Origin of the sequence: Motiliproteus coralliicola, assembly GCF_003345655.1 — a bacterium.
Taxonomy (GTDB): domain Bacteria; phylum Pseudomonadota; class Gammaproteobacteria; order Pseudomonadales; family Balneatricaceae; genus Motiliproteus; species Motiliproteus coralliicola.
Map to the genome: position 1 here is coordinate 994,485 of NZ_QQOH01000001.1, position 22,596 is coordinate 1,017,080.

General features: G+C 57.7%; 12 protein-coding genes. 3 read left to right on the plus strand and 9 right to left on the minus strand.

The features are described 5' to 3' along the window. Positions 1-10: 10 nt before the first annotated feature. Positions 11-1,648 (minus strand): FecR family protein, encoded by a 1,638-nt coding sequence (locus tag DV711_RS04420; RefSeq protein WP_114694424.1) that lies wholly within the window; start codon positions 1,646-1,648, stop codon positions 11-13. A gap of 353 nt (positions 1,649-2,001) precedes the next feature. Further along, positions 2,002-2,700 (minus strand): substrate-binding periplasmic protein, encoded by a 699-nt coding sequence (locus DV711_RS04425; RefSeq protein ID WP_243633726.1) that lies wholly within the window; start codon positions 2,698-2,700, stop codon positions 2,002-2,004. Between the two features lie 149 nt (positions 2,701-2,849). Between DV711_RS04425 and DV711_RS04430 the strand changes: the two genes are divergently transcribed. Together DV711_RS04430 and DV711_RS04435 are read left to right on the plus strand one after the other, a co-directional pair. Next, positions 2,850-5,969: an AraC family transcriptional regulator ligand-binding domain-containing protein gene (locus DV711_RS04430; protein ID WP_114694426.1), complete on the plus strand. Its 3,120-nt coding sequence runs from the start codon at positions 2,850-2,852 to the stop codon at positions 5,967-5,969. A gap of 34 nt (positions 5,970-6,003) precedes the next feature. Then, positions 6,004-7,047: a response regulator gene (locus tag DV711_RS04435; RefSeq protein WP_114694427.1), complete on the plus strand. Its 1,044-nt coding sequence runs from the start codon at positions 6,004-6,006 to the stop codon at positions 7,045-7,047. Between the two features lie 131 nt (positions 7,048-7,178). On the opposite strand, the gene DV711_RS04440 is transcribed toward DV711_RS04435, so the two are convergent. The 6 genes from DV711_RS04440 to DV711_RS04465 form a co-directional block, all read right to left on the minus strand. Beyond that, positions 7,179-9,362: a putative bifunctional diguanylate cyclase/phosphodiesterase gene (locus DV711_RS04440; RefSeq protein ID WP_165839999.1), complete on the minus strand. Its 2,184-nt coding sequence runs from the start codon at positions 9,360-9,362 to the stop codon at positions 7,179-7,181. Positions 9,363-9,671: 309 nt separating this feature from the next. Next, positions 9,672-10,052 carry a hypothetical protein gene (locus tag DV711_RS04445; RefSeq protein WP_114694429.1) on the minus strand — a complete coding sequence of 127 codons (381 nt, stop codon included), beginning with the start codon at positions 10,050-10,052 and terminating at the stop codon, positions 9,672-9,674. Positions 10,053-10,253: 201 nt separating this feature from the next. Further along, the gene (locus tag DV711_RS04450) at positions 10,254-15,050 is read right to left on the minus strand and encodes an NAD-glutamate dehydrogenase (protein ID WP_114694430.1); all 4,797 of its coding nucleotides are present in this window, start codon (positions 15,048-15,050) and stop codon (positions 10,254-10,256) included. 185 nt (positions 15,051-15,235) lie between these two features. Continuing rightward, on the minus strand, positions 15,236-15,667 hold the full coding sequence (locus DV711_RS04455; RefSeq protein WP_114694431.1) for a universal stress protein: 432 nt from the start codon (positions 15,665-15,667) through the stop codon (positions 15,236-15,238). Positions 15,668-15,731: 64 nt separating this feature from the next. Beyond that, a complete protein-coding gene (locus DV711_RS04460) occupies positions 15,732-18,359 on the minus strand; it encodes a TRAP transporter permease (protein WP_114694432.1) in 2,628 nt (875 codons plus the stop codon). Between the two features lie 130 nt (positions 18,360-18,489). After that, on the minus strand, positions 18,490-19,482 hold the full coding sequence (locus DV711_RS04465) for a TAXI family TRAP transporter solute-binding subunit (protein WP_114694433.1): 993 nt from the start codon (positions 19,480-19,482) through the stop codon (positions 18,490-18,492). 321 nt (positions 19,483-19,803) lie between these two features. On the opposite strand from DV711_RS04465, the gene DV711_RS04470 reads away from it, so the two are divergent. Beyond that, complete coding sequence (locus DV711_RS04470) at positions 19,804-21,423, plus strand: sensor histidine kinase (protein ID WP_114694434.1); 1,620 nt, start codon at positions 19,804-19,806, stop codon at positions 21,421-21,423. Here DV711_RS04470 and DV711_RS04475 read toward each other — a convergent pair. After that, positions 21,420-22,385: a TAXI family TRAP transporter solute-binding subunit gene (locus DV711_RS04475; RefSeq protein ID WP_114694435.1), complete on the minus strand. Its 966-nt coding sequence runs from the start codon at positions 22,383-22,385 to the stop codon at positions 21,420-21,422. The genes DV711_RS04470 and DV711_RS04475 overlap by 4 nt on opposite strands. Between the last annotated feature and the right edge of the window lie 211 nt (positions 22,386-22,596).

Genomic DNA, 22,596 nt, shown 5'->3' on the forward strand with positions numbered 1-22,596 from the left:
TTCGACAAACCTACAGTAGCAACAGCAAGCCGAGGGCTGCGTTGAACAGGATCATCGGCGTCCAGTTCGGTGTCGGCAGCACTCGTTGCACCGCTCCCCAAGGGCCGGCAAAGCCATCCGGCTCCACCGCCCGGACCCTTAGATAGCGAGAACCGCCGCTGAAGGGCTCAAAACGATAGCTGGGAGACTCCAGTAGCTGATCGACGATCAACTGATTGAATTGCGGATCCTGAGCCATCTGCAGTTGATAGCGCTGCCCTTCCAGCCCCGCAGGCCAACTGGCCACCAGTTTACCGTCATCGGTGCTCTGCATCTGGGTATCGACGGCGGCCGGTATCGCTTTGACCTGCCAACTGCGCACCGTTCCCACCGGACCCTGTTCACCGTCGGCGGCAATGCTGGTCAAACGCCAGAAGTAGGTACCGGGTATCGGCAGTTCGGCGGTATCAAAGCGAGTCGCGGCGAGTTGATCCTGGTTGACCAGCAGCTGCTCGAACTGGGCATCCGCCGCGATCTCAAGCCGGTAGTGATCCGCCTCTTGGGAGGCGGTCCAGCGCAACGTCGGTGACTCGCCGCGATAAAGCTGCTGATCGTCGGGTTTAAGCTGAATCGGTGCCTGGGGACGGGCATCAAGCAGTAGTTCCTGGACCGCATTGTGCCCTTCCAGGCCCAGCGAATCGACGGCTCGAATGCGGGCGAAATAGCGGCCATCGGGTAGATCGGGTAACGCCGCACGGTGATGGACGCTAAGCTGCTGCCACAACAGCGTATCAAAACTGCGTTGCTCGGCGATCTCGAGGCGATAGGCATGGGCACCTTCCACGGACTGCCACTGCAGGACCCAGTTGATCGAACGGATCGCGCCTTCAACCGGTTTCAGCGCGGGTGCCGGCAACAGTTTACGGGGCGGTAACGGCGCCTTGCCCTCGGCCACCCGGGTACCGAAACCCGCCTTGATCAGGCTCTGCTGATCCGCACCTTTGACGGCGACCGACCCTTCCAGCACTTCGATACTGGAAACCTGTCCGTTGTCACTAACGGCCGCCCGGTACTCGGTGCCTCGGACCGCGCTGATCGCCGAGGGCGTTTGAATCTGAAAGCGCGAGCCCGGTCCTTTGGCGGGAATCACTCGCGTATCTATCCGCCCTTCGAGCAAGTTCAGGCGCGAGTCCACCATGCCGGTACGGCCATGGGCACTGAGATGATCAAAGCGGATCAGGCTGTCTTCATGAAGAGTCAGGATGGAATCGTCGGCAAAGCGGATCGCCACCGAGCTGCCCCTTGACGTTCGGACCTGGTCGCCCAGGTAGATCAAACTGTCCGGTCCCAGCGGCGCCTTACTACCGTCGGCCCGACGCAGCTCCACATCACCCCGGATCGCCTCAACGGCAGCCGGAACCGGATTACTGCGAATCCATTTCAGCGGTATCCGAAGTCGGGTACCCGGGCGCATCTGCTTGGGGTTCTGGATGCCGTTGATCCGTTGCAGCTGTTTAAACCGCATCACCGAGTCGAGATGCTGCTCGCTCAGGTTCCAGAGATTGTCCCCTTCAACCGTGGTGTAGACCCAGTCTTGCGCCTGAAGAGACTGGGTCATGCCCATCAACAGCAGGCACAATGCCCAACCGGCAAATCTATTTGCATTCATCTCAGCATACCTCCTGTGTGCTCCATTCCATGATACTTTCGGCACCGATACCACTAAACGACACTCCATCGGTCGCAGTACCAACACCTCAGCGAACTGAGACGGCTCTGGCGACAAGACACATAGATCTTGTAGCTAAAAAAATAGCTTATCTTTCAACCAATAGGCAGCATTAAACATAAAATAATTGATGAAATTTTCTATTCCATTAATGGAATATATCGCTACAACGCAGAACCTGCGGATCGAAGAATAGTTGTCAGTGGAGAATCGGTTTGAAGCGTAAATTGCAGCACTCAAAAAGCCGCTGCGATTGACAAAACCGTCACCGGGACGGCAACGACTCCGTTACTTCAGTTATCGGTGTTGACCCCACACAGATACTTACAGACCACCCGCTCCAGCTCACCTTGTTGCTCCAACTTATCGATGCTGGCATTCATACCGGCAAGCAGTTCGCTGCGGCTTCGGTGTAGGCGGAAGGTGACCGGATGACTGACATAGGGTAGCGAGATTTCAAAATTCAACCGGCCTTCGCGTCGATAACGTAGCGCGCTGACCTCCTTCATCAATCCGATCTCGTTCCAGCCCCGGTGGACCCGCTGGGCGATCTGCCACTGGCTGGAAAAATCTTCCCGGATCAGATTATCCGGAACCGAACTTCCCCGCACCGTAGCGACCCGCTTCCCTTTCAGGTCCTTCAGAATAAACACCGGAAACGAGAGTTCGGGACGGTAGATGATCACCTCGTTGACCAGCCCGAAGGGGCGGCTGTAGAGCGACACCTGTTTGAGTGACTCGGAGGTTTCCAGATTTACCGGCACCCCGGCTTCCAGATCGATCTCCCCGGCCACAAAATGACGTCGCAAACGGGCCTGGGATAACGGGATAAACTGCAGCTCCACATCCAAGTCGGCGGCGATCAGGCGCAGGGTGTCGGCATAAATGCCTTCAAATTCCCCCACTTCATTGCGCCATAAATAAGGCACCTGCCCCGGTGAAGGCATTCCGACCCGCAGGATTGGCTGGGATCCCTGATCAGCCTCCGCCATAGGTCCCAGCAGCAATAGCAGACTAAGCAAAGCTGCATTACGGATCCTCGGGTCAGCACGGAATATGGCGGCAATGGCACGCAAGGACAACAACCTCATGACTTTGTGATAACCTGCGTTTTTCTCATCGAGCCCAAAGCACTCTTTTCATGCCAACCCCTACCGTCTCCGCTCGCCTGTTAGAGCCGGTGCTGCAACTGGCACGTCACTTCCGTACCGATGGCGGTCAAAGCCCGCACGCCCAATTGTTGCAGATCGCCGGTTTAACCGAATCGGAGTTTACCAAACCGGGCTCGCGATTTCCGTCGATCAATTACCCCGGGGTGCTGGAGCAGTTAGTACAGCTGAGCAACAATCCGTTGATCAGCCTTAGCCTGGGTGAAGCGACTCAACCCCGCATGCTCGGATCGGTGGGATTTCTGATGTCCACATCCGACAACCTGGAACAGGCTTATCGCAGCTTGATCGACTACCTGCCGTTGCTGCACGAAGAAGCCGTGCTGGAATTGCAGCAGACGTCGCAGGCTACCGTGCTGACGTTGGAGCTAAACCGCAACGACCCGGCCATCATCGATTACCTGCTGGCCTGTCTGATCAACTGGCCGCGCTGGTTAACCGGGCACCAGGTGGCAGTACAGAAAGTTCGGCTGTCCCACCCCGAGCCGGATGATAAGCGTCCCTACCAGCAGTTTTTTGCCGCCGAGACCGAGTTCGGCTCGACCCAAAACCAGCTCTGGCTCAGTAGCGATTATCTCAGTCTGCCCTGCCTCGACGCCAACGCCGAGATGCATCAGCTGCATCGCGAATTTGCCGATGCCCTGTTAAGTCAGAGCGGCCAGCAGGGGGCGCTGATTGCGCAGACCCGCAACCTGGTTCGACAGCAGTTGATTGAACACCAGCTCTCAGTCAGCCGCGAGCAGGTCGCCGAGCAGTTGGGGATGAGCCTGCGCACGCTGCAGCGCAAACTGGGTCAGCTTGAAACTAGCTTTCAGGAGGTTCATGACCAGACCCGACGCGATCTATGCCTGCAGATGATCCAACGTGGCGAACTTAGTTTCGGCGAGATCGCCTATCAGCTCGGTTTCTCCAATCAGTCGGCGTTCCAGAAAGCATTCAAGCGCTGGATGAAGCAACCTCCCAGCGAATACCGAAAACAGGTTCGCCCGCTGCCGCTGGAACCCTCGGCGCACCAGCCTGACAACCCGGTCGATACCGGCTGGCTGCAAGGTTCCGATCACGCTCAGCAGATTCAGCAGCGCCTCAAGCAACTACCGGATCTGAGCCGCGAACTGCTGGACTGGGCCTCGCTGCTGGAGGATCCGTTCAGTCTCGGCGAACTGTCCGATGCCACCGGAAGTCCATTGGCACGACTGGCGATCCATCTGTGGCCGGCGGAACAAGCGGGACTGATCGAAGCCACCAACACTGACAATACCCGCTACCGCTTCACCGATCAGCGTATCCGGCAACAACTCGACACCCGCTTACAGGCCTCGACCAGAAAGCGGATGCACCACCGCTTTGCCGAACTGCTGCAGCACGCTGTCCCCGCTTCGGGCGACGACCTCGAACCATTGCAACAGCTCCAACAGCAGCAACGCTTACTGCGGCATCTTAGCCAGGCAGAAGTCAGCCCAAAACTGATCCATCAGATAACCCTGGCAACCGCCAAGACGGCCGCCTTGTTGGGCGACTTCAACGTCGCAACACAGCTCTTGGATTCAATCTGTCGTCTTACCCAACCCGACTCGCAAAATTACTCACTCTGGTTGCGGACCGCCAGGATGCAGCTGCAGGCCGGCGAACCCGACTCGGTAGAGACCCGATTGAGTGCGCTAAGCGACGTAAGCCTGCCCGTCACGGCTCAGATTGAGATAGCGCTGCTACAGGCTGGAGCCCGCCAGCACCGGGGCGATGAAACCGGAGCTCTCGAGATTTTGTTGCAACAGCTGCAATGCCTGCAGCAGCCGCTACCCGTTCGCCGCGACGAACTTCTGGATCTACTGTTGAACCAACTTCAGCAGATCAGCGATAGCGTCAACAACGGCGAGCTTGACCGCCCACTGCCATCGGCCGGGCAGGAGCGTCTTGGGCTGATGGAACTGCTGCAACGGCTCAGCCTGCTGGCCCGCCACCAGAGCCAGCCCTTACTGGCGGCTTGCGCGATTGGACGCATGGCTCAACTCAGCCTGCGCCAGGGACAATGCCAACAAACCCCGTTCGCCTTTATCAGTTATGCCTGGGTCTGCAGCTGGTTCTGCGCCGACCTGACCCTGGCCCGACGCTTTGCCGATCGCGGTTTGCAGCTGGCCAACGAGGCCGAACTTTTACAACAGCAGCAGCTACAACAACAGCAGGCCTTTACGGCAGTAGACGCAGCCCAGGACCCGCCCTTCTCTGCCGTCGCTGCGCGCCTGGTCCAGTACGCTCAGGTACAGCATTGGTACCAACCGCTGCCACGTCTGGGCAAACAGCTGCAAAGCACCGCCGAACAGGCCGCCGAACAGGGGCTCTGGTTACAGCAGGGCCAGTGCTGTCTGCTGCAGGCGCAACTACAACTGTTTAGCCCTCTACCGCTGCACCAACAGCGCCAACAGTTGCAACAGCAACAACAACAGCTGCGACAGCGCCAGCTAGCTGAACCGGCCGCTCAACTGGATCAATCCAGCGACCTACTGATCGGTCTGTTGTGCGGGGATCGCCCCTGGCCGGAACAACTTGACTATCGACACGGTTGGCACGCCATCGCCATGACCCAGGCCGCGCTGCTGCTCAATCGGCAACCCTTATGGCCGCAGATCTATCGCTGGGAAAGTCGCCTGGAGAATGAGATGCCAGGCTATTTCGGGGTCAGCGAAATGCTGTTCTGCACCGCATTGATGCGGCTGATGCAAGGGCAGCAGCAACGCGGTATGAGTCCCCGTCGTCAACTGGAAACCGAGCAACTGCTGTCACGCTTTGAACTCTGGGCCCGCCACTGTCCGGAGAACTTCGACTGCCAGCGATTGCTGCTGCAAGCCGAGCTTTGTCGCCTGAAGGGGCGTCCGGCCGCCGTACTGTTCGAGCAGGCACTGAGGGCCGCAGAACGACAACAGTTCAGTTACCAGCGTGCTCTGGTACAGGAACGCTACGCCGATCTGTTGCTGGAGCAACAGCAACCGAGCCTGGCGCACTATTGCCTTGAGGCAGCCCGAGCCTTCTATCGCGACTGGGGTGCGCAAGCCAAAGCCAAACAGCTGGAACAGCAACTGGCTTTGCTGGCAGAATAGCCGACTCTATAACGATAATGACCCGTAGTAGTCCATGACCCCCTGGAAAGTTCTGATCGTCGACGATGAGGAAGGCATTCACGGTATCACCCGAATGATCTTCCGTGGTTACGAGTTTGAAAAACGGCCGATCAAGTTAATCAGCGCCATGAGCGGCGCGCAGGCCCGGGAGTTGCTGCAACAACATCCGGATATTGCCGTAGCGCTGCTGGATGTGGTGATGGAGACCGACCATGAAGGTCTGCAACTGGTCAACCATATCCGTGCAGAACTGGACAACCCGGATATGCGAGTCATTCTGCGCACCGGCCACCCCGGCTATGCCCCCGAGGCCCAGGTGATCGTCAATTACGATATCAACGATTACCTCAGCAAAGCCGAACTGTCCGCCTCACGGCTACTGACCTCGGTGGTTGTGGCGTTACGCTCATTCCGTGATATCAAAACCGCCCGCCAGCAGCAGGATCCACAAGCCGAGCCGCAGACGACCGGCCAGCTTGCCGCAGACACGACAAAGCTGCTGCAAACCCAGATCGAACCGATCGTCAAACAGGGACGGCGACTGCAGTCGCTGGAGCTGAATCCGGTCGCCCACGATCTCAGCGGCGAACTGCACGCCCGCCACCAACGACTGGCCAACACCATCACCCTGCTGGACAGCCACCCCCTCAGTGCCAATCAGGAAGCCCTAACCCTGGCGCCGCTGCTGGACTCGGTTCTGAAGGTATTTCTGCCGCTGTCCCGCCAACAGGGTTGGTTGCTCGATTACCGGATCGGGGAACAGGTTCCTTCGCAGATCCAATCAGATCCCGAGTTGCTGCAACGGTTGCTACTCGGCGCAATCGAACTGGTGGCCCGTCAAGCCAACGGCAGTGATCTGAAACTGTCGCTGGATGGAAACCAAGAAACCGGCAAACTGATTGTCGAGATCGCCCCCACCGACGGTCAACCCACCCTGGGCCATGACGACTGGGTCAATCACCTGCGCGGTCAACTGGACCGACTTTGCGATGCCCTGCAGGGACAGCTGCTGGAGGCTGGGGATGAAGGGGTGGTACGTTTCAGCCTCTTAGGCTAATACGCTGAATCGGGGCATACAGCTCTCAGCTAAGTCGAACGCCATTGGATTCCTTATGGGCCGGAGTTTGAAGCTCAGTTCGGTCCTCGCAAGCCGCTGCTCTGCAAACCGAAAAAGCTGCTGACTGTCGCTTAATTCTCAGTTTGAGCCTCCATCTCATCAACCTGAAGAAAATCCAACAAGTCGTTGTATGGCATAGGCTTTCCATAGAAATAGCCTTGAGCATAACCACAGCCATGGGATTGCAGGAACGCATGCTGCTCTTGTTCTTCGACACCCTCGGCAATAATGTCTAATCCGAAGTTTTTCGCCATGGCGATGATGGTCCGTGTCAGCGAAGCATCGTTAGCATTGTTGCCGATACCGCCGATAAAGGAGCGATCAATTTTCAACGTATGCACATTAAATCGTCTCAGATAGCTAAGCGCTGAATAGCCTGTACCAAAGTCATCGATAGAGAATCGAACACCCAACTGACTGAGAATATCGATCATATATTGGGTTTGCGCTTGCTCATCGATAAACAGGCTTTCGGTGATTTCCAGCTCAAGATACTCATGGGCCAATTGCGTCTGAGCCAAGGTGGTGTTGATCAACTCGATAAAGCCTTTATGGCGGAATTGTTGATAAGACACGTTGACAGCCACACGCACGGGGTGACCCAACTGCTGTAACTGCCGAGTGGTGGAACAGGCTTCTTTCAACACCCACTCCCCCAGCGGCAATATCAAACCACTGGCCTCTGCGATCGGAATAAATTTTTCTGGGGAGACCCAGCCCATCTGCGGATGGTTCCAGCGCGCCAACGCTTCAATCCCGACAACTTGTTGTGTTTTAACCTCGACAACCGGCTGGTAATAGACCATCAATTGCTGCTGCTCAATCGCCTGTCGTAGTTCCGCTTCCAGCTCCAAACGCTCCATCAGTTTTGCATTCATCGCCCTCGAGAAGAACTTGAAGTGGTCGCGACCGGCATCTTTGGCCGAATAAAGCGCGGTATCCGCGCTCATCATCAACTCGTTTAGGCTTTCACCATCACGTGGGTAGATTGCGATACCAATACTGGAACTCATTGAGCGCAACTGCTGTTGCTCACTGGTACCTAACACGAATGTGTCCTGAAATGACTTACAGATCCGCTCTGCGACAACCGCAGCATCCTCCTCTTTGCTGATTTCCGGCAATATCACCATAAACTCATCACCGCCAATTCGGGCGACCATGCTTTCACTTTCTTGTTTGGCTACCTCATATGTTTTGGCTTGACGTCGCACAACACTATCGCCGGAACGAATCGATTCCGATAATCGCTTGGCGACTTCTTGCAGCAACTGATCACCCATCCCATGCCCAAGGCTGTCATTCACCTCCTTGAAGTTATCGAGATCGATAAACATCACCGCGGCATGCTGATGATGGCGTTTGGCCTGGTTGATGGATAAGCGCAGAAACTCCAAACCCACCGCGCGATTGGGCAGACGGGTCAGATCGTCAAACTGTGCATCGTGAAGGCTGTCGTCGATATGAGCCAACATCTCGTTAAATGCATCGATAACCCGACCAAGCTCATTTTTCGGAGAGCGATTAACGATTCTCGAACGGTAGTAGTCATGCTCCTTGTTCGCCCGTTTCACATGGGAATAAAGGTCTATCACAGGGCGCAAGACCTGCTGACTAAGCACCAGCATCGTGGCGGCGGTCACAAAAAGACTGATAATGGCTATCAGACCGATGATCCGCATCAGGTATGCATTCTGGGCTTGATCCAGCCCCTCCAGTCCCAAGCGAACCTGAACTTGATAAGGCGCCCACTCGCTCTGGTCGTTCCAATACACATCGAGCACATCGCTAGAACCGGTTGAGGAGCTCCGTTGGACCACTTCGCCTGCAACTAACGGCTCTGGGGGCTCTCCGCCTTGGATCTGCTGGTTACCATCACTAGCGGACCAGCCCCTGATGATGTTTAAAGCGACCAACATATCAAGGCCTTCGCGAACCGTTTCAAGGGATCCGACCTTGCCGTTATAAGGGGCATAAACGACCCGAGTGGAAAACTTCACCTCGTCAATGCGCTGTTGCTGCCAGTCTCTAGAGAAGTTCTGATAGGAGGGGACGAGAATGATCGCCTCGACAACCAGTATCGCTAAGAAAGTGCCAAATGCCACTGTCCAGCAAATCCGGCTGCTAAAGAGTTGTTGGAGGTCTTTTCTTGTCAGTAACAGCTTAGATAGAAAAGTGCTCGGCATGTAATCCCTTAACCCATGATCAGCCCAGTTCACCAGGGCAAAGTCATTCTCGACAGATAGTGGCTGCATTCTGCGTCGCATAAGCGATAGCTAATCAACATGATAGTCGATCGCTAGACAGCGATCATCGATCAGCCCCACACCGGCTAACACCGCGAAGTATCGCTCCCATATCGTCGATAACTGATGCTAGACCAGAGATCGGCCTTTCACCATCTGCACGCAGAAGAGCCTGGTAATGCAACACTTAGAGACCAGCTTATATCGTTGGAAATAAACAAAAAACACCCACTGAGTAACGTTGCCGTATCAATCGAGAGCCAGACTAACAACGTGTAACCAAGTAACTAAACCAGCGTCCCTGCCAACAAATACGGGTTATTCGAATTGCGCTTGAATATAGGACTCGGCTTCCTTCAAGCAGGCATCCAGATCAAACCGTTCCTGTTCGCCGTCGAGGATGTTTTGTAACTCGATAATCCCCGCTAACTCCTCACAATAATCCTCGGCCGCCAGCCCGAGCGTCACCACCGCCCCGACGAAAGGGATCAGCGACCCCGCGGCTTTCTTACCGGCCTTCTTCAGGGACTTTTTCGACAGATTAGCCCGTCGCTGCTCGACGGTGGCTTTGGCTCGATCGACTTTCACCCGTTGCGTTTGATACTGGGTCGCGTGAAAGCTGGGAAGGTCAAGATCAAACTGAAACAGGCCGCCTGAGGCTAGCGCGCCGGTTAGAAATAGGATGCTTGCTCTGATCACTAGGGTGATACCTCATTCCTGTACTCGGGAGCTACTTGGCCTGGTCTTAGTCGGGCTGACTGCAATGACTTGATAGCACAACCTTTCTCTATGACTAACAACGCGGCCAGCCGTTCATCAACAGCATAGGTTAGCGCCCACAAAAAAAGGGAAGCAGATCGCTTCCCTTTTGATTGACCTAGTGGCCTCCAGTGCTCGAACTTACTTGGCCTGCGCCAGCTCCAGCAGTTCTCGGATCGCCACGATGAAGACGGCGAAGTCCTGCTGGGTGCTGCTGCGGATCTCATCCAGCAGCTGTTGCCAGCGTTGCAGCAGGCGATGGTTGCTGTCCAGCCACTGGCTGACCAGGCTCTCACCGGCACTGTCGTCAAGGTCGGTGTCGTTGCCGTTCAGCACCCGCACGGCGATCGCCTGCTGGTGGCTGGTCAGGTCTTCGCGGAAGCTGTCCCGTGCCACCGACTCCCAATGGTTGGAGGTATCCAGTTCCTGGACCTGATGGTCGAACCAGTTCAGCTGCAGGCGATCGCCCAGGCCGAAGTGGATCTGGGCCACCAGCGTCAGCGCCTGGCCGGTCTGCTCGGCAGACTGAATCACGCTGAGCAGGCTGTAGAGGCTGTCGGCAGCAGCAACTTTGGCCGCCAGCTCGGCCGGAATTCCAGCCTCGACCAGCTCGTCGTGCTTGTGCTGCCAGCGTTGCAACGGTTCACCTTCCAGCAGGGTGCCGAACTGGCTGCTGAGTTCCTCAACCGCCGGCTGGAAGCGCTCCACCACCTCACGCACCGAGGCAGCCGAGCGACGGTTACGCAGGAACCAGTAGGTCGCACGGCGTACCATCCGGATCAGGTCTGCCATCATCTGCTGCTGCAGTGTCGCCGGCACCTGGTTATCCAGCGCTTCGATATCGCTCCACAGCTGTTCGATCCCGAACACGTCCCGGGCGATCACGTAGGCGGCCGCCACATCGGCCAAATCGCTGCCACCCATCTGGGAGATACGCTCGGCGAAGGTGATGCCGATGCTGTTTACCATGCCGTTGGCCAATTGGGTCGCGATAATCTCCGGACGCAGACGATGGCTGTCGATCTGCTCGGCATAATCACCGATCAGACGTTGCGGGAACGCCGACATCACCTCCTTGCTGAGATAGTCGTCCTCGGTGATCCAGGAATCGGCCAGCGCTTCCTTGAGTTCGGCCTTGACGTAGGAGATCAGCACCGACAGCTCGGGGCGGGTCAAACCTTGACCGCTGCCCTTGCGCTCCTGCAGCACCTCGTCGGCCGGGATAAATTCCAGCTCCCGGTCCAGCTTGCCATCGGCTTCGAGACGGTTGATCAGACGGGTGTACTCGTCCAGCGCCTTGCGGGCATGGCTGTGGGCCACGCTGATCGCCAACGCCTGCTGGTAGTTATTTTTCAATACCAGATCGGCGACTTCGTCGGTCATCTCCCGCAACAGGTTGTTGCGCTGCTTGACGGTCAGATCACCGTTGGCCACCACTTCGTTGAGCAGGATCTTGATATTGACCTCGTGGTCGGAACAATCGACCCCGCCGGCGTTATCGATAAAGTCGGTGTTGGACTTGCCGCCCAGTGCGCAGAACTCCATCCGCCCCTGCTGAGTGAAGCCCAGGTTACCGCCCTCACCCAACACCTTGCAGCGCAGCTGGTTGCCGTTGACCCGAAGGCTGTCGTTGGCCTTGTCGCCGACATCGCTATGACTTTCGAAGCTGGCCTTGACGTAGGTGCCGATACCGCCGTTCCAGATCAGATCCACCGGCGCTTTTAGCAACGCGCTGATCAGATCATTGGGAGACAGTCGATCCTCGGTAATGGCGAAGCGCTGCTTCATCTGCGGGCTGATCTGGATCCACTTGGCCGCACGGGAGAACACTCCTCCGCCCTTGGAGATCAGCTTTTGATCGTAGTCTTCCCAGGTTGAACGGGGCAGCTCAAACATCCGCTTGCGCTCGCCAAAGCTGGCCGCGCAGTCGGGCTCCGGATCGATAAAGATGTGCATATGGTTAAACGCGGCGCACATCTGGATATGCTCGGACAGCAGCATGCCGTTACCGAACACGTCACCGGCCATATCACCGATCGCGATCACGCTGAACGGTTCGGACTGGGTGTCCAGTCCCAGCTCGCGGAAGTGCAGTTTGACCGACTCCCAGGCGCCTCGAGCGGTGATACCCATGCCCTTGTGGTCGTAGCCCTGCGAACCACCGGAGGCGAACGCATCGCCGAGCCAGAAGCCGCGGGATTCAGCGATCTCGTTGGCGATATCGGAGAAGGTTGCGGTGCCCTTGTCGGCGGCCACTACAAAGTACGGATCATCCTCGTCGTGACGAACCACATCCACCGGCGGCACTACCTCACCGGCAACCAGGTTGTCGGTGATATCCAGCAACGCGCTGATAAAGATCTGGTAGCTGGCGATCCCTTCGGCCAGCCAGGCTTCACGACCACCGTCCTGCGGCAGCTGCTTGGCGACGAAGCCGCCCTTGGCGCCCACCGGCACGATCACCGAGTTCTTCACCTGCTGAGCCTTCACCAGCCCCAGCACTTCGGTACGGTAGTCTTCCAACCGGTCAGACCAGCGCAGTCCACCGCGGGCAACCTTGCCGCCGCGCAGGTGTACCCCTTCGACCCGGGCGGAGTAGACAAACACCTCGAACATCGGCCGCGGCAGTGGGATATCGCTGATATCGCGCGGGCTCAGTTTGAAGGCGAAGTAATCCTTCAGCTCGCCCTGTTCGTCGGTCTGGAAGAAGCTGGTCCGAAGGGTCGCTTTGATCAGTTCCAGGAAACGGCGCAGGATCTTGTCTTCGTTGAGGTTGGCGACCCGATCCAACGCATCAAGCACGCTGTTCTCGATCCGTTCGGCCAGCGCCTCGACCTTGTCGCTCTCCTGGCGCTGCGGCTCGAAGCGGGCCCGGAACAGCGCCACCAACAGGCGGGTAACCTGGATATGGTTCGACAGTGTGGCGGCGATATAGGGCTGCGAGAAACCGAAACGGATCTGCTGGCAGTAGCGGGCGTAGGCACGCAGCATCGCCACCTCACGCCAGTTCAGGTTGGCGCCGATCACCAGCTGGTTGAACTCGTCGTTCTCGGCACGGCCGCTCCAGATGGTCGCAAACGCCTGCTGGAACACCTCCTGAACCTGCTCCAGCACTACCGGCTCGGAGCCCTGGTGAATCAGGGTGAAGTCGTGCATCCAGAAACGCTGGCCATCCTGGCGACGAATCTCGTAAGGGTGCTCGCCGACGACCCGCATACCGAGGTTTTCCAGTACCGGAATCACGTCGGACAGCACCAGGGACTCATCGGAGTTGAACAGCTTGAAGCGCAACTGCTGACTCTGCTCCAGTACCCGATAGAAGCTCATCGTGATCGGGTTGCTCTCGCTCAGAGCCTCGACACGCTGAATATCGTAGACCGCACTGGCCGGAACGAAGTGCTCACGGTAGGCGCTGGTGAAACCGTAACGGTAGTTGCTCAGCAGTCGATTGCCCTGCTCTTCACCGCAGTTTTCGATCAATGCGGCGTGCAGCTCGTCGTTCCAGTCGCGGGAAACATTAACCACCTCCTGCTCCAGCTGCGCCAGGTCAAACTGTGGCGGGTTAGCCGGGTCGGTTCGCAGCACAAACTGTACCCGCGCCAGCACCGACTCGCTGAAGGTGGTAGTAAAGTCGACGGTGCTGGCACCGCAGGCTTTGATCAACAGATCCTGCACCTGCAGCCGCAACTCGGTGGAGAAAACGTCCCGCGGCACGAAGTAGAGGAACGTCATGAACTGGTTGCTGCGATCCTGCCGCATCAACAGTCGCGCCTTGCGGCGCTCGTTGAGGCTGAAGATCCCCATGGCGATCTCGAGCAGCTGCGCCTCGCTCGATAGAATCAGCTCATCACGGGGGAGATCGTTCATGATCTGCAGCAGCTGCTTGCCGTTGTGGCTGCGGCGGTCGAAACCGGTCTGGGTCAGTACTGTCTTGGCCTTGTCGCGTACCACAGGAATGCCGGACATCGGTTCGGAGTATACGGTCGAGGTGTAGAGGCCGTGGAAGCGGCACTTGCCAACGACGTTACCCGCATCATCAAAACGCTTGATCACGATCCGGTCGATATAGGCCGGACGATGTACCAGCGAGAAACGGTTGTCCTTGGCGAACATCAGAGTCGAGGGTTCGAGCAGGAACTCGCGCTCCGCCTCCGGCAAGGCTTCCAGCTTGACGCAAACCGGGCTACGTTCCAGACGGAAAATCCCCAGTTCGCTGTCGTCAACGCTGCAGACCTGACCGTCGGCAATCTCGACCTCGTCGTAACCCAGGAAGGTGAAACGGTCATCCAACAACCACTCCAAGAACTGACCGATCGCCGGATCCTGTTGGCCCAGCTGCTGCGCCGTTTCGGCGGCCTTGTCCTGCATCGCCTGGTAATCGTCCACCGCGATACGCACATGGGCCAGCACCTGCTGCAGATCGGCCAGGATCTCTTTGTGCTCGGTTTCATCGCTGGTGCGGTCGACCTCGAGGTAGATGACCGACTCGGCCTGGAAACCCTCTTCGGCCGAACTGCCGAACTCTTGCAGCCGGCCGGCTTCGCGACGGCAATGCAGGATCGCGTTGTGGATCGTATGGATCGCTAGCCCGCGACGGTTCATCGCCATTCGGACCGAATCGACCAGGAACGGCATATCCGGTTGGATAATTTCGATGACGGTGTGCTGGGCACGCCAGCCATGCTTTTCCAGATCCGGATTATAGAGACGGATCTGGGGCTGGTCAGGATTGAACTCCTGCAACAGCTCCCAACAGGACAGGGTCGCACCATAGAGGTTTTCCAGCGAGCGTTCGCTAAGCTCGTCGTGGGTCGCGGTCTGGTAATAGAGCGGTGCAAATTCATTCACCCGTGCCGCCATGGCCGCATTGAGACGCTGGCTGAACAGCTCGGTCAGGGGAGACAGGAGTGAAAGGTTGTCACGGAATCGGTCGAACATGAGGGTTAATTGGTTAACCTGCAACTGGGCATATGAAAAGGCCTGCCGCGTGCCCGATTTCGGCGACAGGCCAGAAAGGTGTAATTATTTACCAATTCTTCAAATTGGTAGTGTTTGTTTTGGTCTTTTTTGATTGATACAGCTCAATCCAATCAATAAAACCCGTATTACAGCTGCTAATTATGTCAGCTTTTTAGCAATAAAACCGAGCAACCGGCACGTTCTGCCACTCGGGCTGAAACCGAGCCCAACAGGAACTCATCCACTTTAGAGCGGTGGTGAGCCGACATCAGCACCAGGTCCACTTCCTGCTTGCGGATATAGCGCACGATCATCTCTGCCGGCGAGCCTTCGTAGACCTTGAGCACCGGTTTAATCCCCTCCGGTACGATCTCGGAAGCCAACGCCTTAAACTTACGTGCCACTTCGGTCACGGCCTTCTGATGCTCCCGTTCACTGAAGAACGACGCCACCAGCGAATTACCGAATCCAGGGACAACCGTGATCAGGTGAAGTTCGGCGTTGTTTTCGTTGACTTCACGCAACGCCAGCTCCAGAGCCTGCTGGACAAATTCCGGCTCAGACAGGTCGACCGGTACCAGTACTTTTTTAAACATCCCTAATTCCTACAAAAGCGGCCCGACGATTGACGCCGGGCCTGGTTTATCGATTGGCGTCGCTTCAGGCCGAAGCCGAAGCACCCTGCATCGCCTGCTCATCCTGAGCACGGCGACGACGCTGCAGAGTAATCAACACCAGCAACAAGGCCACCGCCGGGATATAGATCAACTGTTTCGGCGGCTGAGCCTGGGGCGCTTCAACGCCGGTGATCACCTGGTCAAACGCCATGCCGGCCTTCTCGGCGGCACTGTCGAAGCCGACAAAGTCCACCAGGGTGCGATCGCCGCTGGCGATCAGCTCCAGGCCGACACTGGCAAGCCGATCGCGTCCGTTATCGCCCTCGCCCAACTCCAGCGTGGCAACGAAGGAGCGGGCATTACCGACCGCGTCTTCGCCATCAACCCAGAATCGCAGTTCGGTGCCCGGCTCGACGGTATCGAGGCTCTGCACCAGCGCACTGGGTTCGATCTGCTGGTAAGGCGCGACGATTCGATCCATCCAGAATCCGGGACGGAACAGCGAGAACGCGATCAGCAGCAGCGCCAGAGTCTCGTACCAGCGATTGCGGGAGAAGAAATAGCCCTGGGTTGCGGCGGTGAAGATCAGCATCGCAATCGTCGCAACGATAAAGATCTGTATCCCCTGCGCCCAGCTGACGTCGATTAGCAGCAGGTCGGTGTTGAAGATAAACAGGAACGGCAGCGCCGCGGTTCGCAGACTGTAGCTAAAGGCCTGGAAACCGGTACGGATCGGGTCACCGCCGGACACCGCCGCCGCGGCAAACGAAGCCAGCCCCACCGGTGGCGTCACGTCGGCCATGATGCCGAAGTAGAACACGAACAGGTGCACGGCGATCAGTGGCACGATCAGGCCGGACTCCTGGCCCAATGAGATCACTACCGGCGCCAGCAGCGACGACACCACGATGTAGTTGGCGGTGGTCGGCAGCCCCATCCCGAGGATCAGACTCAACACGGCGGTGAGCATCAGCATCAGCAGCAGATTACCCATCGACAGCACTTCGACCAGATCGGCCAGCACCGAGCCGACACCGGTCTGGGAGACCGCACCGACGATAATCCCGGCGGTGGCCGTGGCGATGCCGATTCCGATCATGTTGCGGGCACCGACGATCAGACCGTCAATCAGCTCGTTAAAACCCTTGCGCAGTCGACGCGGCAGCTCGTCCTTGCCGCGGAACCAGGCCATCAACGGCCGCTGGGTGACCAGAATGAACATCATCAGCACCGTGGCCCAGAAAGCCGACAGTCCCGGCGACAGGCGCTCGATCATCAGGCACCAGACCAGTACCACCACCGGCAGCAGGTAGTGCAGACCGGATTTAACCGTCGGGCCCACTTCCGGCAGTTGCACCATCGGCGAGTCGGGGTCGTCCAATTCCAGGTCCGGCACCCGCGAGGCAAAGCGAACCAGGAACAGATAAACCACGAACAGCAGCGCCGCGATCACCAGACCAGCGTAGTCGCCGAAGGTAGGTTTGACCCAGCCGATGCCGTAATACACCACCGCCGCAATACCGGCGGTGACCAGGAAACCGGTCAGCATGCCGATCAAGCGCAGCTGCCAGGTTTTGACTTCCATCCGTCGAGGCAGCCCCTGCATATTTTGCTTCAGGGCTTCCAGGTGAACGATATAGATCAGCGCCAGGTAGGAGATCAATGCCGGCAGAAAGGCGTGGGTGATAACCTCAACGTAGGAGATACCCACGTACTCGACCATCAGGAACGCCGCGGCGCCCATCACCGGCGGCATGATCTGACCGTTGACCGAAGACGCAACTTCGACCGCACCGGCCTTTTCGGAGGTAAAGCCGACCCGCTTCATCATCGGGATGGTGAAGGTGCCGGTGGTGACCACGTTGGCGATGGAGGAGCCGGAGATCAGACCGGTCAGACCGGAGGAAACTACCGCGGCCTTGGCCGGGCCGCCACGCATGTGGCCCAGCAGCGAGAACGCCACCTTGATGAAATAGTTACCGGCACCGGCTTTGTCCAACAGCGCGCCGAACAGCACGAACAGGAATACGAAATTGGAGGACACCCCGAGCGCGATACCGAATACCCCTTCGGTGGTCAGCCACTGGTGGTTAACCAGCTCTTTCAGGGTAACGCCCTTGTGGGCGATCAATTCCGGCATCCAGGGCCCGGCCAGCGAATAGGTCAGGAATACGATCGCCACGATCATCAGCGGCGGTCCCAGGGTACGGCGGGTCGCTTCCAACAGCAGGATCAGACCGGTGATGGAGAACACCAGGTCCTGGGTATTGGGCAGCCCCGGACGGGTCACCAGCTGGTCGTAGAACAGGAAAATATAGCTGGCACTAAAGGCGCCCAGTAGGCTCAGGGCAATATCGGTCACCGGGATATGGTGACGCGGTGAACGGGCCAGCGCCGGGTAAGCGGTAAAGGCCAGGAAGGCGGCGAAGCCCAGGTGAATGGCCCGCACTTCGGTGTCGTTGAAGATGCCGAAACTACCGATAATCGGCCAATCGTAAAACGGTAATGGTGATGCTATCCAGAGCTGGAACAGTGACCAGCACAGTGCGGCGGCGAGTAGAATTTTTCCTTGCCAACCTTCGGGGATACGGGCGCCGGTATCGTTGGCGGCCACCATCTCCTGCAGTTCCCTATCATCAGCCTCAGCCTGTCGGTTTTGTAGTTCTGTCATAATCGCTCCGACAATTAAGCGTGAAACAAGCGCCGGCAGAACCTAATAAATCGAGGCGGCAGACGCTCTAAAAAGAACGGTCAACCCAGGCTGGGCTGACCGTGATCCCTAGGGGATGATCGGATCTGGATTACATCCAGCCCTGTTCTTTGTAGTAGCGCACAGCGCCTTCGTGCAGCGGTGCAGACAGGCCGCCGGAGATCATGGTCTTCGGATCCAGGTTGGCGAAGGCCGGGTGCAGACGCTTGAAGCGATCGAAGTTGTCGAATACCGCCTTAACTACCTGGTAGACAGTTTCGTCATCGACGTTGGCAGAGGTCACCATGGTGGCCGCGTTACCGAAGGTGGTCACATCGCTGTCGGTTCCCTTGTACAGGCCGCCCTTGATGGTGGCTTCGGCGTAGTAGTCGTTTTCAGCGATCAGCTTGTTGATCTCTTTGCCGGTAACCGGAACAACGACAGAATCACAGGAAGTAGTGGCTTCCTTGATCGCACCGGACGGGTGACCGACAGAGTAGATCATCACGTCCAGCTTGTTGTCGCACAGCGCCTGAGCCTGCTCGGAAGCCTTCAGCTCGGCCGCCAGCTTGAAGCTGTCACGGGTCCAACCCTTCTCGGCCATGATCACTTCCATGGTGCCGCGGGTACCGGAACCCGGGTTGTTCAGGTTAACGCGCTTGCCAACCAGGTCGTCAAAGCTCTTAACGCCGGAGTCGGCACGGGCAACAACGGTGAAGGGCTCGTTATGGACGGAGAACAGCGCGCGCAGGTTGTCAAACTTACCCTGGTCGATGAAGGTCTGGTGCTTGGTACCGTTCAGAGCGTGGAACTGCCAGTCGGACTGAGCCATACCCATGTCCTGCTGGCCCTGACGGATCGCGTTGATGTTGGCAACAGAACCACCGGTGGACGGCGCGGTGCACTTGATTCCGTGATCGCTGGTGCCACGGTTGACCAGACGACACATGGACTGGCCGACAACATAGTAAACACCGGTTTGACCACCAGTACCGATGGTCACGTAGGTCTGATCCGCCGCCAGCGCGCTGGAGGCGCCGAACGCAGCCGTCAGGCCGACAGTGGAGGAAAGTAGAGTCGTAGCAAGTTTGTTCTTCAGAGACATGTGCATTCCTAGTTATCGTTATCGTTATCGTCCCGCCGGGCGGGCCTTTGTGGTTATCAGCAATTACCCGGGGGCAACCGCCTGCAAAACACCCGCGGCAGTTCGGTTTGGTGTTGCCGCGAGAACAGTCCTTCAAGACTCGGGACAACATAAGCCAACCCAACCGGCGCCCAAACCGCCATTCATGCCAACAAAACCTCCTCGCGTGCCATTCTCGATGAAAAAATGATCTTGGCCCTAAAACCCCCTCGAAACCGGAAACAGAGACTGCGATACGACGAATGCCCCGCTATCATAGGGCGCCAAGCGCCCCGTTGAGGGATGTCGCTTGAAACCCAGAAGCCGATACCCGCTATGAACCTGCTGCAACGACTCAAACAACTCCGCCGCCAAAAACCCCTCGGCATCCGCCTGTTGGCCGCGATACTGCTGTGCAGCTCGCTGATCACCCTGATCGCCACCGGTACCCAGCTTTGGCTCGACTACCGTTACGAGCTATCCGCCATCGACGAGCGCCTGCACCAGATCGAGACCAGCTCGCTCAATAGCCTGTCCAACAGTCTGTGGGAGATCAGTCCGGCTCAGGTACAGGTGCAGCTGGACGGCCTGCACCAGTTGCCGGATGTGCGCTACTTGGAGATCAGCTCTCAGTATGGGGATGACTACCGTGCCGGCACTCGCCCCGATTCCGGCTCAACCCTTGAACGCCGTTATCAACTCGAACACCGCAGCGCCGACGGCAACCTGTTTCAGGTTGGGGAACTGACCCTGATCATCAGCCTGGATGAGGTGTACCAGCGCCTGGCTGACAAGGTGCTGGTGATCCTGGCGTCACAGGGGATCAAGACCTTTCTGGTGTCGATTTTTATCCTGACCATCTTCAGCCGACTGGTCACCCAGCACCTGGGCTCGATGGCCGCTTACGCCCGTCGTTTGAAACTGGATCACCTGGATCAGCCGCTGATTCTAAAGCGCCACCGACGCCATCATGACGACGAGCTCAGCCAGGTGGTAGATGCGATGAACAGCATGCGCGAGTCGATGCTGCAGGACATCAGCAAGCGTGAACAGGCGGAACAGGAGCTGGCCCGTTTGAATACCGAGCTGGAGCAACGGGTGGTCGATCGCACCCAGCAGCTGGAACAGCGCAATCAAGAACTACAGCAGCTGCTGGCCAAACTGCAGACCACCCAGCAGCAGCTGGTGGAGTCGAAAAAGCTGGCCGCACTCGGCGGTCTGGTTGCCGGGGTGGCCCACGAGATCAACACCCCGATCGGGATCGGTTACACCGCCGCCTCCTACCTTTCCGACCAGGCCCGGCTCTATAAACAGCAACGTCCCGACGAGCCGATCACCGACACCCTGATGGAAACCAGCCGGCTGATCTGTCAGAACCTCGAGCGCGCCACCCAATTGATCAGCGCCTTCAAACAGGTCTCGGTTGACCAATCCAGCGAACAACGTCGTCGTTTCGATCTGATTGAGTACCTGGATGAGATCCTGACCTCGCTGCAACCACGCCTGAAACAGTGCCGTCCCGAGATCCGTATCCAGGGACCAACGCAGCTGATGCTGGATAGCTACCCCGGTGGTTACTACCAGATCTTCACCAACCTGATTCTGAATTCGCTACTGCACGGGTTTGATCATCAGCCCGGCGGCGTGATCGAGATCGAGCTGCAACTCCACGGGCAACAACTTCAGATCGATTACCGGGATAACGGTGTCGGTATTGCCGAGGACTGGCATCAGAAACTGTTCGAGCCCTTTATGACCACCAAACGCAGTCAGGGCTGCAGCGGCTTGGGGATGCATATCGTCTTCAACCTGGTGCATCAACTGCTCAATGGCCAGATTCATTGCCTGGTATCAGATCGGGGAGCCCATTTCCGGATCGAGCTGCCGCTGCAGGATACAGCGGCGTTACAAGACGAGGCCTAAGGGATCAACCCGGCTTCTCGGAAGTACCGCAATGCGCCGGGATGCATCGGCGCCGCCAACGGCCCCTCGACCATCGCGCCAGACTCGAGCTGCTTGAACGCCGGATGCATCCGGCGGAAGCTCGGCAAGCGCTCAAACAGGGCTTTGACGATCGCATAGGCATCCTGCTCGGGCAGATCCGCCCGACTGATCACAGTGGCACGCACCCCCGCCGTCTCGATTTCACCCAGGCCTGAGGCGTAATAGCCCCCGTTGAGGTGCTCGGAGCGGTAGTGGGGATTTTTCCCGGATAAGGTCGAGACATCAGCGGATGCCAGCGCCAATAAGCGACTGTCGCAGTCTCGCAACGCCTCCTTGATAGCACCGCTGGGGTGACCGACCACATAGAGGGTCGCGTCGATACGGCCATCGCACAACGCCTGAGCTTGCTGCGCCGGCTCCAGCTGATGGACTTCCGGGAAATCATTCAGGCTCCAGCCCCGCGCCTGCATCAGCAACTGCAAGGTGGCACGCTGACTGCTTCCCTCGGGACCGATATTGATCCGTTTGCCACGTAGGTCATCGAAGCTGTCGATGCCGCTATCCTTGCGCGCGACCACGGTGATGTACTCGGTATAGAGACTAAACAGAGTTCGAAGCTGAGCTAGCGGCTCTGCGAAGCGGCCCTGACCTTGAAGCGCATCATGGAGCTGACCCGCTTCCGCAATTCCCAGATCGAGCTGTTGAGCGTCCACCTGCTGTAGATTGCTGACCGAACCGGGCGTGCTTCGAACGGCGCAACGAATCCCGTGTTCCATTCGGTTTTCATTCACCAACCGGCAAATCGCCCCACCGGCCGGGTAATACAGCCCCGTTACGCCGCCGGTTCCCAATGAAATGATCTTGCTCTGCGCACTGGCATCTGCCAGCAGAAAAGGACTAAGCAGCAGGCAGCCAGCGAGATGTTGATACCACTTTTTCAATCAGCCATCCCGTGTCGAAGTTAAACCGCAGAGTATCAGATAAACGACCGCTCAAAGCTACCTTGCAACAGCGTCATTGGAAGACCAAAAGCAGGCCGCCACCTTAACGCTAATCGCCAGGCATATAGGTTACTCAGTGTTACAAGAATTCATTGAAACACTAAATATCCGTGACCCAATATGAGAACATGCATATACGGTTTATCTAATT

Coding starts and splice junctions, on each gene's coding strand:
- DV711_RS04420 (WP_114694424.1), bottom strand. CDS start 1,648: ATGAATGCAAATAGATTTGCCGGTTGGGCATTGTGCCTGCTGTTGATG.
- DV711_RS04425 (WP_243633726.1), bottom strand. CDS start 2,700: ATGGCGGAGGCTGATCAGGGATCCCAGCCAATCCTGCGGGTCGGAATG.
- DV711_RS04430 (WP_114694426.1), top strand. CDS start 2,850: ATGCCAACCCCTACCGTCTCCGCTCGCCTGTTAGAGCCGGTGCTGCAA.
- DV711_RS04435 (WP_114694427.1), top strand. CDS start 6,004: ATGACCCCCTGGAAAGTTCTGATCGTCGACGATGAGGAAGGCATTCAC.
- DV711_RS04440 (WP_165839999.1), bottom strand. CDS start 9,362: ATGCAGCCACTATCTGTCGAGAATGACTTTGCCCTGGTGAACTGGGCT.
- DV711_RS04450 (WP_114694430.1), bottom strand. CDS start 15,050: ATGTTCGACCGATTCCGTGACAACCTTTCACTCCTGTCTCCCCTGACC.
- DV711_RS04455 (WP_114694431.1), bottom strand. CDS start 15,667: ATGTTTAAAAAAGTACTGGTACCGGTCGACCTGTCTGAGCCGGAATTT.
- DV711_RS04460 (WP_114694432.1), bottom strand. CDS start 18,359: ATGACAGAACTACAAAACCGACAGGCTGAGGCTGATGATAGGGAACTG.
- DV711_RS04465 (WP_114694433.1), bottom strand. CDS start 19,482: ATGTCTCTGAAGAACAAACTTGCTACGACTCTACTTTCCTCCACTGTC.
- DV711_RS04470 (WP_114694434.1), top strand. CDS start 19,804: ATGTCGCTTGAAACCCAGAAGCCGATACCCGCTATGAACCTGCTGCAA.